Source organism: Mycobacterium sp. PO1, assembly GCF_017312405.1.
In the GTDB taxonomy this organism is placed as follows: domain Bacteria; phylum Actinomycetota; class Actinomycetes; order Mycobacteriales; family Mycobacteriaceae; genus Mycobacterium.
On sequence record NZ_BLTG01000009.1, the window covers coordinates 155041 to 167967 of the forward strand.

Genomic DNA, 12927 nt, shown 5'->3' on the forward strand with positions numbered 1-12927 from the left:
CCTGGGCTGTGAACGGTGCCCAGGCTCTGCTGACCACGTTCGTCGACAACGGGGTCGACGTCTGTTTCGCCAATCCCGGCACGTCCGAGATGCACTTCGTTGCGGCACTGGACGACGTCCCCTCCATGCGCGCGGTCCTGGCGCTGTTCGAGGGGGTGGCCACCGGCGCGGCCGACGGTTACGCACGAATGGCCGGACGGCCCGCGGCGGTGCTGCTGCATCTGGGGCCGGGCCTGGGCAACGGGTTGGCCAACCTGCACAACGCCAAGCGCGCGCACGTCCCGATGGTGACGGTGGTCGGTGATCACGCCACGCACCACAAGCGTTTCGACGCGCCGCTGGAATCCGACATCGACGCGGTGGCAGCAACGGTGTCGGGATGGGTGCACCGGTGCATGCGCCCCGGCGATGTCGGCGCCGACGCAGCCGCCGCCATCCGCGCCAGCGGTCGTGGGGAGATCGCGACGCTGATCCTGCCCGCCGATGTGTCCTGGTCGGACGGGGGCGTGCCCGGCACGGTGTCGCCGCTTCCCGATCCGGTCGTCGACGCCGACGCGGTGCGGGCCGCGGCTGCGGCGCTGCGTTCCGGCGGCCGGACCGTGATCCTGGTCGGCGGCGATGCCACGCGGCGGCCGGGTTTGACGGCGGCGGCCCGTCTCGCCGAGGCCACCGGCGCGGAGGTGCTCTGCGAGACCTTCCCCACCCGTCTGGAGCGCGGCGCCGGAGTGCCTGCGGTGCCACGCCTGATCTACTTCGCGAAGTTCGCCGCGCAGCAGCTCGCCGGGGCCACACACCTGATCCTGGCGGGCGCGCGCTCGCCGGTGTCGTTCTTCGCCTACCCCGATCCGGACAGCCCCAGCGATCTGGTTCCAGCGGGCTGCACGGTGCACCCGCTGGCCGGCCCCCGCGGGGCGGCCGCGGCGCTGCAGCAACTCGCCGACGAGCTGGCGCCCGGGATCGTCGCCCCGGTGCCGGACATCGCCCGGCCGGAGGTGCCCACCGGGGCACTCGACGCGGCGTCGTTGGCGGCGACGGTCGCCGCGCTGTTGCCGGAGGACGCCGTGATCGTCGACGAGTCCAACACCGCCGGTGCCGCCGTGCCCGACGCCACGGCGGGAGCGCCCGCGCACGACGTGCTGACCCTGACCGGCGGTGCCATCGGTTACGGCATGCCGGCCGCGGTGGGTGCGGCCGTGGCCGTGCCCGACCGCCCGGTGTTGTCGCTGCAGGCCGACGGTTCGGCGATGTACACGATCTCGGCGCTGTGGACGCAGGCTCGGGAGAGTCTGGACATCACCACCATCGTCCTCAACAACGGCGCCTATCAGATTCTGCGGTGGGAGCTGGCGAACGTCGGTGTCGCCGAACCGCACTCCCGGGGCCGGCGGGTCACCGATCTGCTCGAGCTGGGCAATCCCGACCTCGACTTCGTCAAGCTCGCCGAAGGCATGGGTGTTCCGGCCCGACGGGTGAACACCGCCGAGGAGCTGGCCGCGGCGCTGCGCGAGGCGTTCACCGAGCCCGGTCCGCACCTCATCGAGGCGATGCTCAGGGCGTGATGACGGTCTGGTCGTCGATGATGTCCGTCGCCGGGCCGATGATGTCGAGCTGGCTCTCCAGCCCATCGGCGTTGAGCTGCAACACGTACAGCCCGTCGTTGCCGGGGACCACCGCCGTCTTCTGGGCCACCACCTTGGTCACCCCGTCCTGCACCCAGGTGCCGCCGAGCTGATAGGCGGGGAAGCCGGACAGCGTGCTCGTCCGGCCCCGGCTGAGTGGTTCCCAACCGGGCAGATTGGTCAATTCACCCGCCGCGTACTCGATGATGGCGTCGGGGTCGACGTCCCCGGTCAGCCGCGACATCAGCGCGACGATGCTCGGGGTGTACTCCTCGGCGCCGGGGCCCGAATAGTAGATCGCCCCGTAGGCCCATTCCGGGGTGTCGGCACCGGCGTCCTCCCAGTCTTCGGGAAAGGGCAGGTCGACCGTGGGGGCTCCGGGATCGCCACGGAACACCGGTGTCTCGCGGATGTCGTGCTCGGCGATGTAATCGGCGATCGTCGTGGCGGGGCCCGGTGCGGACTCCTCGCGCGGCGCGATGCGCTCCCGCGACGGTGCCGCCGCGGCTCTGGTCGTGGTCGTCGTGGTGGCCGTTTCCGACGATTCGGCGATGGGGGTGCCGGACTCGGTTTCCGACGTGCCGCAGGCGGTCGCCACGAGCACCACGGCGGCCGCGGCGCAGCGGATCAGGGCGGTGGGCTTCACATCGGAAAGCCTAAGTCAGGAACCCGCCGAGCCGGATTGGGTAGAAGTACTCAACTTGCGTGCCAGCGCGGCCATGTTCTGCTCGACCTCCTGCTGCCAGAGGCCGTTGGCGTGGGTGGTGTCGACTTCCTGTTCGTAACGGTCGGTCATGTCCGCCGTGACGTCGGCGGCGTCGACATAGAACTGCTGATACCACCGGCGGTGCTGATAGACCGGCCCGTCTTCCTCGGTCAGCAGCGGGTTCTCGATCGGGGACTTGTTCTTCCAGATCTCGACGTCTTCGAGGAAGCCCTCGCCGAAGCTCTTGTTCATGGCCGCGGCGAGTTTGGCGGCCTTGTCGCCGGGCAGGCCCGGCATCTCCTGCACGGCTACCCCCCACTGCAGCATGAACGAGTTGTGGGTGACCGGGTAATGGCAGTTGATCAACGCGACCTCGACGGTGAATTCCGGGGCGAGGTCGTTGTGCAGCCAGTTGATCATGTAGGCAGGCCCGAAATACGTCGCTTCGGAACGCAGATAGGTTCCGTCCCAGAGCTTGTCCGGATCGGCGGTGTAGTCGGGCCGCGGCTTGGACTCCATGAACTGGCTGGCGGTGTGCCCCTCGATCACGTTCTTGAAGTACGTCGGATAGGCGTGGTGGATGTAGAAGAAATGGGCCATGTCGACGTTGTTGTCGACGATTTCACGGCAATGCGCTCCTTCGATGAGGATCGAGCTCCACTGCCACGGTGACCACCGACCCTCGTCGAACCCCTCGATCGTCGGCGGGGTCAGCTCAGCCGCCGGAGTGCTGCCCTCCGGGTCGTGCCACACCAGCAGCTGACCGTTCACCTCGGTGGTCAGCCAGGCCCGGGTACGAGCCAGCCGCGGGGTGCGCTTGGCGTAGGGCACCAGTGAGCATCGACCGTTGCCGCCCCAGCGCCAGTCGTGGAACGGACAGGCGACGTCATCGCCTTTGACGGTGCCTCGGGACAGGTCCCCACCCATGTGCCGGCAGTAGCCGTCGAGCACGTTGAGCTTTCCGGCGGAGTCGGCGAACACCACCAGCCGGGTGCCGAATGCGTCGATGCCGTGCGGGCTTCCGTCTCTGAAGTCCTCGGCCAATCCGAGACAGTGCCACCCGCGGGCGAACCGGGTCATGGCCTGTCCGGGGTCGATGTCGCGAACTCCCTGCATCTCTGCGCTGCTCATGGCCTGCTTCCTTTCAGCATGTCCAGCACAGCCAGATGGCTGAAGACCATGCTGGTTCCAATCGGGTTGCCACCGCCGGGGTAGGTGGTGCCGCTGGGGGCGGCCATCGTGTTGCCCGCGGCGTACAGCCCCGGGATCACCTGGCCGGTCGTGTCGAGGACTCGCGCCGTCGTGTCGGTGCGCAGACCTCCTTTGGTGCCCAGATCCGACACCCCGAACGCGGCGGCGTGGAACGGTGGCTGGTCGATGGGGTGCAGCGGCGACGCGCCGCCGGAGAACGCGCGGTCATACGGCTCGTCCCCGCGGCCGAAGTCCTCGTCGATACCGTGCGCAGCGAACTCGTTGAACCGGGCGACGGTGTCGGTCAGGTTCTGCGGCGGCACACCGATCGCCTCGGCCAACGACTCGAGGGTGTCCGCGCTGCGCCACAGTCCCGCTGACACGTAGCGCTGCGGCTCGACCATCGACACGTTGGTGGCCTTGACCGGAGGGACAGGGACCTCCTCGTCCCCACTGCTGTCGTAGACCATCCAGAACGGCAGCGTGACCGTGCCGTCGGCCATCGCGGCCAGCACCGCCCGGCCGAGCCGGTCGTAGGCGGCGGACTCGTTGACGAACCGTCTGCCGTGGTCGTCGACGAAGATCCCGCCGGTGAACCAGAGCGCGAACGCCGACGACCCGTCGGGGTGGGTCAGACCGGGCGACCACCAGGCTTGATCCATCAGGTCGGTGTCGGCGCCGACGGCGATCCCCGCGAGGTGGGCCAGTCCCCGATTACTCCAGGGCCCCATGCTGTCTCGTGACTGCCCGGGCACGCCGTAGCGGGCCCGCATCTCGTCGTTGTGCTCGAAACCGCCGGCGGCCAGCAGCACGCCTCGACGGGCCCGGATCCTGCGCCGGCCTTCCGGGGTCTGCACCACCGCGCCGGCCACCCGCCCGTCCTCGACGACGAGCTCGGTCAGCGCGGTGTCCAGGTGCGCGGAGGAATGCGGATACTGCCGGGTGGCCAGCAGGAATCGGGCGATCAGAGCACGGCCGCCGATGAAGTAGTCCTCGGGCGCCGGTTGCCCCAACCGGTCGGTGTCGAGCGGTCCGCGGATCAGCTCGCGCAACTCGGGGGCCGCGGCCACCTTCAGCGGCTTGGCCGCGATGTGGCGCATACCGTCACCGCGCGCCTTCGGTGCGCTGCCGAAGTAGTCCGGCCAGGGCAGCAGTGAGAACTTCAGGCGCTCTTCGGCTTCCAGGTATTCGACGAGCGGCGCGCCCCCGCGGACATAGGTCTCCTGCAGCGCCGCCGGGGTACGGTCACCGACCACGGCCGCGTAATACTGCACGGCGTCGTCGACGTCATCCTCGATGCCGGCGCGGCGGACCACGGGGTTTCCGGGAAACCACATCCCGCCCCCACCGGAGTACGCGGTGGTGCCGCCGAACCGGTCGCTGGCCTCGACGAGGATGACCGACATCCCCTCGCGGGCGGCGGTGTAAGCCCCGGTGACACCGCCCGCACCCGAGCCGGCGACCAGCACATCGGTGGTGTCGTCCCACTCAGACATGGTGTTGCCTTCCGTGCGTGGTGAACTCGGCGTCGAGGTCGAGGCGGTCAGTGTCTGACATGAGGCGGTAGTCGGGACAGCCGCGGCCCGTCCAGCGGTACACGGAGTCTCCGGTGTGCCATCGTTGGGCCTGCAGATCGCGTTTGAGCACCTTGTTGGAGCCCGTCGCGGGCAACTCCGCTGAGACCCGCAGCAGTCGCGGCATGCCCTTACGGCCCAGATCGTCCTGCTCGGCCAGGAACGCCGCGAACCCGGCGGCGTCGAACACGGCAGGATCGGTGACCTCGATGGCGGCCATCACCTGATCACCGGAACGCGGGTCGGGCACACCGTAGGCTGCGGCGGTGATCACCGCGGGGTGGCGGCGCAGCACCCGTTCGATCGTCACCGCCGACGTGTTCTCGCCGTCGACCCGGATCCAATCGCCGCGTCGCCCCGCGAAATACAGGAAACCGTCGCAGTCGACGTAGCCCAGATCGCCCGACCAGTACCAGCCGTTGCGCACCCGCTCCGCGTCGGCGGTGTCGTTGCGGTAGTAGCCCTCGAAATCCCGCGCGCCGCGGCGGTCGACGATCTCACCGATCGCCTCGTCGGGGTTGCGAACGCGGCCGTCGGAGTCGAGCAGCGCACGCGGGCGCTCGGCCATCGTCTCGGGGTCGACGATCACCACGTCGGCGTGCGCAGGACGGCCGAGCGCGCCCGGCGGGGCAGCCGGGTCTGCGACCGCCACCGCGCCTCCCTCGCTGGAGCCGTACCCCTCGAAGAGTTCGGCGCCGAACCGGCGGCGGAACTCCTGCTGATCCTCCGGGGAGGCCTCGGTGCCGAATCCGCGCGTCAGGGTGTTGACCGCGTCGTCGTCGCGCTGCGGGGTGGACAGCAGGTAGGCCATCGCCTTACCGACGTAGGTGAAGAACGTCGCGCCGAAGAACCGGACGTCGGGCAGGAAGCGGGAGGCGGAGAACGTCGGTGTCAGGCACACCGTCGCGCCCACGGCCAGCGCGGGCGCCCACAGCGCCATGATCGCGTTGCCGTGGAACAGCGGCATGCAGCAGTAGTCGACGTCGCCGCGATGATGGCCGTACTTCTCGGCGGCGGCGTAGGCGATGCGGGCCAGCCGGCCCTGGCTGCACCGGACCGCCTTGGAGGCACCGGTGGTGCCAGACGTGAACAGCAGCAGCATCAGGCGCGTGCCGTCCACCGCGGGCGCGATGACCGGGTCGGTACGGTGCGCGTCGACGCGGCGCTGATGGCCGGGGTCGTCGACGAGCAGGAAACGCTCGGCGGGCAGCCCGTGCGCGAGCTCGCGCAGCCGTTCTGATCCCCGGCGGTCGGTGACGATCAGTGCACAGTCGGCGTGCCGGATGTCGGCGGCCAGATCGGCCGATCCGCGCGTCGGGTTCAGCCCGACGACGGTCGCGCCGGCCAATGCGGCACCACCGAGCCAGAACACGAAGTCGGCGACGTTGTCCAGCAACACGCCGATGTGGCAGGGCGTGTCCGGAAAGAGGCTGTCCTGCAACGCATTTGCCAGTGCCGCACGAGCCGCCGACTCGCGTACCACATCGTCCCAGCTCCAGTCGCGCTCGTGGGTGCGCAACCCCGGCCGGGTGTCACCGACACGGTCCATCAGCATGGAGGCGATGTCGGTGCGGCGCGGGGTCGGTGCGGTCATGGTCGCCGGATCTGGTGGACGGGGTCGGCACAATCGGTGCCCTCGGCCGAGAGCGTGCGCTTGATGACCTTGAACGTCTCGGTGCGGGGCAGTGCAGTGGCAACCCGCACGAAGGCGGGCCATTGCTTGGGTCCGAGATCGTCCTGCTCGGTGAGGAACCGGGCGAAGGCGCCGGGATCGAACTCGATTCCCTCGGGCAGCACCAGCGCTGCCATCACCTGATCGCCCACGTTCGGATCCGGGATCGGGTACACGACCGCTTCGGTGACGTCGGGGTACCGCGCCAGGACCCGCTCGATCGGGGCGGTGCCGAGGTTCTCGCCGTCGACCCGCATCCAGTCACCCAGACGCCCCGCGAAGTAGGCGAAGCCGTGCTCGTCACGGTAGGCCAGGTCACCGCTGTGGTAGACGCCGCCGGCCATGCGTTGCGCTTCGGCGTCGGAATCCTTGTAGTAGCCCCGGAACTGGCCGCGGCCGGTGGTGTTGACGAGCTCGCCGATCACACCGGGCGGGCACGGTTCGCCGGTGTCGACGTCGACGATGTCGACACCGGCGGCCAGCGGCCCCAACGCGCCTTCCGGGGTGTCGGGCGTGCGGGCGATCGACACCCCGCCCTCGCTGGAGCCGAAGCCGTCGACGACGTCGACATCGAAGCGGTGCCGGAACCGGGCCAGGTCTCGGGGTGCCCCTTCGTTGCCATAGGCCACCCGAAGCGGATTGTCACGGTCGTCCGGCCGTTCCGGCGTGGCGAGGATGTAGGACAGCGGCTTTCCGACGTAGTTGGCATACGTCGCACCGAAACGCCGCGTGTCGGGGATGAACTGGGATGCGGAGAATTTGCGCCGCAACGCAATCGACGCCTGCGCGGCGACGGCGGGCGCCCACCCGGCCATGATCGCGTTGCTGTGGAACAGCGGCATGGACAGGTAACACGTGTCCGTGGGTCCGAGGCCGAACCGCGTTGCGAGCATCACCCCGGGAAACGCCACTTTCTCATGGGTGCAGCGCACTGCTTTCGGGTCGCCACTGGTTCCCGAGGTGAAGATCAACATGAACAGATCGTCGGGGTCGACCGTCGGGAACTTCACGACGGCGCCCCGGTGGGCGCGCAGTTCGTCGGCGAAGTCAGCAGAGTCGACATCGATCGCGTCGACGCCCGCGTCCTGCCCGGTGGCATCGGACAGCACGAGTTGGCAGTCGGCGTGGGCGATGTCACGCTGCAGGGCCGCGCCACGCCGGGTGGGGTTCAGCCCGACGGGCACGATCCCGGACAGCGCGGCGGCCACCAGCACCGTGCCGAAGAACGGTGTGTTGCCCAGCAGCACCCCGACGTGGGGTGGCTCGGCCGGGTTCAGCCTGGCGCGCAGCGCTGCGGCCAGGTCGGCGCCGGCTTGGATGTGATCACGCCAACTGGTGAACACCACCGTGTCCGCCTCGGAACCGGTGTCGCCGGCTCCGATCGCGGCCACACCCTGGTCGTCGACCTCGGTCAACGGCTCCAGCAGGGAAGCGACAGTCGGTTCGTCCACCGTGACGCGCGAATCAGGCTGGGGTGTCTGCCAGCTCGCGACCGATGTGCAGCAGCGCCCCGGTGGCGCCACCGACCGCGAACTCCGTCTGCTTGGCGGCCAGGAAATAGCGATGCACCGGATGGTCGGTGTCGATGCCGACGCCGCCGTGCACGTGCACGGTCGTGTGTGCGACCCGGTGCCCGGCCTCCGCGGCCCAGAACGCAGCGGTGTTGACGTCGATGTCCGCCGGCAACCCCTCCGAGAGGCGCCACGCCGCCTGGGTCAGCGTGAGCCGCAAAGCTTTGACGTCGATGTAACCGTCGGCCAGTCGCGCGGAGACCGCCTGGAAGCTGCCGATCGGCCGCTCGAACTGTTCGCGCTCGCGGGCGTAGACCGCGGTCAGCTCCAACGCGCGTTCGACGACGCCGAGCTGGAACGCACTGCGGCCCAACCGGCCGAGCGTCGTCAGCCAGGCGAGCGCTTCGGCCTCACCGACCACCCGGTCACCGGCCACCTCGACCCCGCGCAGTTCCAGATGGCCCATGCTGCCGCGTCCCGTCGTGCTCAGCGCCTCGACGGTGACACCGGCGTCTTCCTTGGCGACGAGGAAAACCTTTGTACCCGAGTCGGTTTCAGCGGGGACCAGGAATGCGTCAGCCAGGGGCCCGTAACTGACCTGGGTCCGGGTGCCCGTCAGCCGGTAGCCGCCGTCGGCGGAGTGCGCCTGCACGGGGCCTTCACCCATGTCGCCGTCCAGTGCGACGGTGAGGATCTTCTCCCCGGTCACTGCCGGCCGCGCCCACTGCTCGCGCACGGTCTCGTCGCCGAACTTCTCCAGCCCGGCCGCGGCGACCACCACCGATTCGAGGTACGGCACCGCCGACATCTGCCTGCCGAGCGCCACGAGCACCGCCACCTGTTCGAGCAATCCGAACCCGCCGCCACCCAGCGATTCCGGGGCGGCCGCGGAGAGAATGTCGGCGTCGATCAGCTTGCGCCACAGCGCACTGTCGAAGCGTTGCTCGAGACCGTCGAGCTCCTTCTGGTGTGCGGGCGTGCACACCGACTCGGTGATGGTGCGCACCAGGCCGCCGAGGTCCTCGCTGGCTTCGGTCGTGTTGAAATCCATGGTGGTGTCAGCCCTTTCCTACCGGTTCACCCGGGGCAGCCCGAGGGCGACCATGCCGATGATGTCGCGCTGGATCTCGTTGGTCCCGCCGCCGAAGGTCAGGATGAGGCAGGAACGGTGCATCCGTTCGATCCGGCCGCGCAGCAACGCGCCCGCCGAATCGGTGCGCAGCGTCGCCGCGGAGCCGAGGACCTCCATCAGCAGCCGGTACGCCTCGGTGGCCAGTTCGGTGCCGTAGACCTTGGCCGCCGACGCGTCAGCCGGCGACGGGGCGGAATCGGTGGCCGAGGCCAACTCCCAGTTGATCAACTTGAGCACCTCGGCCTTGGCGTGCACCCGGGCCAGGTTGAGCTGCACCCACTCCGCGTCGATCAGGCGTCTGCCGTGCACGTCCTTGGTGTTCTGCGCCCACTCGCGGACACCGCCGAGCGCGACGAAGATCGGTTGTGCCGACACGAGTGCGACACGTTCGTGATTGAGCTGATTGGTCACCAGTTTCCAGCCGGCGTTCTCCTCGCCGACGAGGCTGGTCACCGGCACCCGGACATCCTGGTAGTAGGTGGCGCTGGTATCGACGCCGGCCATGGTGTGCACCGGTGTCCACGAGAAGCCCTCGGCGGTGGTGGGCACGATCAGCATCGAGATGCCGCGGTGCTTCTTCGCCTCGGGATTGGTGCGCGCCGCCAGCCACACGTAGTCGGCGTAGGCGATCAGCGACGTCCACATCTTCTGACCGTTGATGACGTAGTCGTCCCCGTCGCGCACGGCGGTGGTCCGCAGGGACGCCAGGTCGGTGCCCGCACCAGGCTCGGAATAGCCGATGGAGAAGTGCAGGTCGCCGGCGGCGATCTTGGGCAGGAAGAACCGCTTCTGCTCGTCGGAGCCGAAGTGCATGATCGTCGGCGCGACGCTGTTGATCGTCAGGAACGGCACCGGGACGTTGGCAATCGCGGCTTCGTCGTTGAAGATCAGCCCGTCCATCGGCGGACGCGCCTGTCCGCCGAACTCTTCGGGCCACGACAGCGTCAGCCAGCCGTCCTTGCCCATCTGCGCCACCGTCTCGCGGTAGACGTTGCCGCGGCCCATCTCGCCGTCGCTGGCCGCCAAGGCCTCGGCCCGCTCCGGGGTCATGAGCTTGGTGAAGTACGCCCGCAGTTCGCGGCGCAGCTCCTCCTGTTCAGGCGTGTAGCCGATCCGCATCGCGTCGTCCTCACTTGTCTGCGAGCCTTGGTAAAGATGTCATTCTCGGATGCCTGGTGGCACCTCAGGGCTACCCCGGTTGTAACACGTTCTAGTGTTGGGGTCCAGGGTGGTGTCACACTGGTTGCCCGACGGCATCGGACCAACAGCCCGGACCGACAGGAGGTTCTCATGCGAGTGGAAGTGGATCGTGACCGCTGCGAAGGTAACGCGGTGTGCGTCGGAATAGCCCCCGACCTGTTCGACCTCGACGACGAGGACTACGCCGTGGTGAAGTCCGATCCCGTGCCGCCGGGGGAGGAGGCGGTGGCCGAGCAGGCCATCGCCGAGTGCCCGCGCGCCGCCCTGATCCGTCACGACTAGAGGTATTCGTACTTTGTCTTCTCCCCAGTCTTCGCCCGAGTCTGCTGACTCTCCCTCCGACACCGATCTGTCCGGACGCGTCGCGGTCGTCACCGGCGCCGCGGCAGGTCTCGGCCGTGCCGAAGCCATCGGCCTGGCCAGGGCCGGCGCCACCGTCGTCGTCAACGACATCGCCCCGGCCCTGGACAAGTCCGACGTGATGGACGAGATCGCCGCCGTCGGGTCGAAGGGCGTCGCCGTCGCCGGTGACATCAGCCAGCGCGCCACCGCCGACGAGCTGGTGGAAACGGCCGACGGCCTGGGCGGGCTGGCCGTCGTCGTCAACAACGCCGGCATCACCCGCGACCGGATCCTGTTCAACATGACCGACGAGGAATGGGACGCAGTCATCGCGGTGCACCTGCGGGGGCATTTTCTGCTCACCCGCAATGCGGCGACCTACTGGCGGGCGAAAGCCAAGGCCGGCGGTGACGGCGGGTCGGGTCAGGTGTACGGCCGCATCATCAACACTTCCTCGGAGGCGGGTCTGTCCGGACCCGTCGGGCAACCCAATTACGGGGCGGCCAAGGCGGGGATCACCGCGCTGACACTGTCGGCGGCGCGCGCACTGGAGCGGTTCGGCGTGCGCGCCAACGCGATCGCGCCGCGGGCCCGCACGGCGATGACGGCCGGGGTGTTCGGCGATGCGCCGGAACTGTCCGACGGCGCCGTCGACCCGTTGTCGCCCGAACATGTGGTCAACCTGGTCCGATTCCTGGCATCTCCGGCCTCCGAAGCGGTCAACGGACAGCTGTTCATCGTCTATGGTCCGACGGTGACGCTCATTGCTGCTCCGACCGCGGAGCGGCAGTTCAGCGCCGACGGAGAGATCTGGGAACCGGCACGGTTGTCCGACGAGTTGCGGAGCTACTTTGCTGACAGGGATCCGGAGCGGAGTTTCTCGGCCGCGATGGGGCTCGGAGATCGAGACTGACAGTCTCGATGACCGACCGGGCTCGCCCATTAGAACACGTTCTAGGCAGCTATCGCCCTGCCATGCCTTGAGCTGGGGAAATATAACGATTTGCGCGGTTATGCCGAACTTTGACAGTGCGAACACGTTCTAGTTAGTATGATCCGGCTCACTAAGTGGAGCGCTTACACCAGGGTGGGTTCAGGTCTACGGCGACCGATGTCGAACTATTCGCCACAGCATGTACCTGAGCCCGCTGGGAGAACGGAGCCGAGGTGATCGAACAACTTGCGGCGCCTGCGCGGGCCGTGGGTGGGTTCGTCGAAATGTCCTTGGAGACGTTCGTCAAGACGTTCCGCCGGCCGTTCCAGTTCCGGGAGTTCCTCGATCAGACGTGGATGATCGCCCGCGTCTCGTTGGTGCCGACCCTGCTGGTCGCGATCCCGTTCACGGTGCTGGTCGCCTTCACGCTCAACATCCTGCTGCGCGAGATCGGTGCGGCGGACCTGTCCGGCGCCGGCACGGCGTTCGGGACGATCACCCAGCTCGGTCCGGTCGTGACGGTGCTCGTGGTGGCCGGTGCGGGCGCCACGGCGATCTGCGCGGACCTCGGCGCCCGCACGATCCGCGAGGAGATCGACGCGATGCGGGTGCTGGGCATCGACCCCATCCAGCGCCTGGTGGTGCCCCGTGTGCTGGCCTCGACGTTCGTGGCCCTGCTGCTCAACGGCCTGGTCTGCCTGATCGGGTTGTCCGGCGGCTACGTGTTCTCGGTGTTCCTGCAGGGGGTGAACCCGGGCTCCTTCATCAACGGACTGACGGTGTTGACCGGACTTCCCGAGCTCATTCTCGCCGAGATCAAGGCGCTGCTGTTCGGCGTCGTCGCCGGGCTGGTGGGCTGCTATCGGGGGTTGACGGTGCAGGGCGGCCCGAAGGGCGTGGGCAACGCGGTGAACGAGACGGTCGTCTACGCCTTCATCTGCCTGTTCGTGATCAACGTGATCATGACGGCGGTGGGAGTAAGGGTGCTGGCCTGATGAGCGCTTGCGCGAAGAAGCAGAGTGCCCTGATGAGTAGCCCTGTGTCAA

11 protein-coding genes are annotated in these 12927 nt (G+C 68.6%); 4 read left to right on the forward strand and 7 right to left on the reverse strand.

Going from position 1 to position 12927, the window contains the following annotated elements; genetic code table 11:
- Positions 1-8: 8 nt before the first annotated feature.
- Positions 9-1559 (forward strand): acetolactate synthase large subunit, encoded by a 1551-nt coding sequence (locus J3476_RS03890; RefSeq protein ID WP_207065216.1) that lies wholly within the window; start codon positions 9-11, stop codon positions 1557-1559.
- Here J3476_RS03890 and J3476_RS03895 read toward each other — a convergent pair.
- The 7 genes from J3476_RS03895 to J3476_RS03925 are packed head-to-tail and all read right to left on the reverse strand — an operon-like array spanning position 1549 to position 10524.
- Positions 1549-2265, reverse strand: coding sequence for an LpqN/LpqT family lipoprotein (locus J3476_RS03895; protein WP_207065217.1), 717 nt, complete (start codon positions 2263-2265; stop codon positions 1549-1551). The two genes, J3476_RS03890 and J3476_RS03895, sit on opposite strands and share 11 nt — an antisense overlap.
- A gap of 15 nt (positions 2266-2280) precedes the next feature.
- Positions 2281-3441 (reverse strand): Rieske 2Fe-2S domain-containing protein, encoded by a 1161-nt coding sequence (locus J3476_RS03900; RefSeq protein ID WP_373889018.1) that lies wholly within the window; start codon positions 3439-3441, stop codon positions 2281-2283.
- Positions 3442-3452: 11 nt separating this feature from the next.
- Entirely contained in the window at positions 3453-5012 is a 1560-nt protein-coding gene (locus J3476_RS03905; RefSeq protein WP_207065219.1) for an FAD-binding protein, read from the reverse strand.
- Positions 5005-6684: an AMP-binding protein gene (locus tag J3476_RS03910; RefSeq protein ID WP_207065220.1), complete on the reverse strand. Its 1680-nt coding sequence runs from the start codon at positions 6682-6684 to the stop codon at positions 5005-5007. The genes J3476_RS03905 and J3476_RS03910 overlap by 8 nt, the downstream gene beginning before the upstream one ends.
- Positions 6681-8213, reverse strand: coding sequence for a long-chain-fatty-acid--CoA ligase FadD17 (fadD17, locus tag J3476_RS03915; RefSeq protein WP_207065221.1), 1533 nt, complete (start codon positions 8211-8213; stop codon positions 6681-6683). The genes J3476_RS03910 and fadD17 overlap by 4 nt, the downstream gene beginning before the upstream one ends.
- Positions 8214-8226: 13 nt before the next feature.
- The gene (locus tag J3476_RS03920; protein ID WP_207065222.1) at positions 8227-9324 is read right to left on the reverse strand and encodes an acyl-CoA dehydrogenase family protein; all 1098 of its coding nucleotides are present in this window, start codon (positions 9322-9324) and stop codon (positions 8227-8229) included.
- A gap of 18 nt (positions 9325-9342) precedes the next feature.
- A complete protein-coding gene (locus J3476_RS03925; protein WP_207065223.1) occupies positions 9343-10524 on the reverse strand; it encodes an acyl-CoA dehydrogenase family protein in 1182 nt (393 codons plus the stop codon).
- 171 nt (positions 10525-10695) lie between these two features.
- On the opposite strand from J3476_RS03925, the gene J3476_RS03930 reads away from it, so the two are divergent.
- The 3 genes from J3476_RS03930 (at position 10696) to J3476_RS03940 (ending at position 12876) form a co-directional block, all read left to right on the forward strand.
- Positions 10696-10887 (forward strand): ferredoxin, encoded by a 192-nt coding sequence (locus J3476_RS03930; RefSeq protein ID WP_152518816.1) that lies wholly within the window; start codon positions 10696-10698, stop codon positions 10885-10887.
- A gap of 13 nt (positions 10888-10900) precedes the next feature.
- Complete coding sequence (locus tag J3476_RS03935) at positions 10901-11860, forward strand: 3-oxoacyl-ACP reductase (RefSeq protein ID WP_207065224.1); 960 nt, start codon at positions 10901-10903, stop codon at positions 11858-11860.
- 254 nt (positions 11861-12114) lie between these two features.
- Positions 12115-12876, forward strand: a complete 762-nt coding sequence (locus J3476_RS03940) for an ABC transporter permease (RefSeq protein WP_207065225.1) — start codon at positions 12115-12117, stop codon at positions 12874-12876.
- The last annotated feature ends 51 nt before the right edge of the window (positions 12877-12927 follow it).

Bases quoted from the DNA above. Each gene is read 5' to 3' on its own strand.
- J3476_RS03910 (WP_207065220.1), bottom strand. From the start codon at position 6,684: ATGACCGCACCGACCCCGCGCCGCACCGACATCGCCTCCATGCTGATG.
- J3476_RS03920 (WP_207065222.1), bottom strand. From the start codon at position 9,324: ATGGATTTCAACACGACCGAAGCCAGCGAGGACCTCGGCGGCCTGGTG.
- J3476_RS03905 (WP_207065219.1), bottom strand. From the start codon at position 5,012: ATGTCTGAGTGGGACGACACCACCGATGTGCTGGTCGCCGGCTCGGGT.
- J3476_RS03925 (WP_207065223.1), bottom strand. From the start codon at position 10,524: ATGCGGATCGGCTACACGCCTGAACAGGAGGAGCTGCGCCGCGAACTG.
- J3476_RS03900 (WP_373889018.1), bottom strand. From the start codon at position 3,441: ATGCAGGGAGTTCGCGACATCGACCCCGGACAGGCCATGACCCGGTTC.
- J3476_RS03930 (WP_152518816.1), top strand. From the start codon at position 10,696: ATGCGAGTGGAAGTGGATCGTGACCGCTGCGAAGGTAACGCGGTGTGC.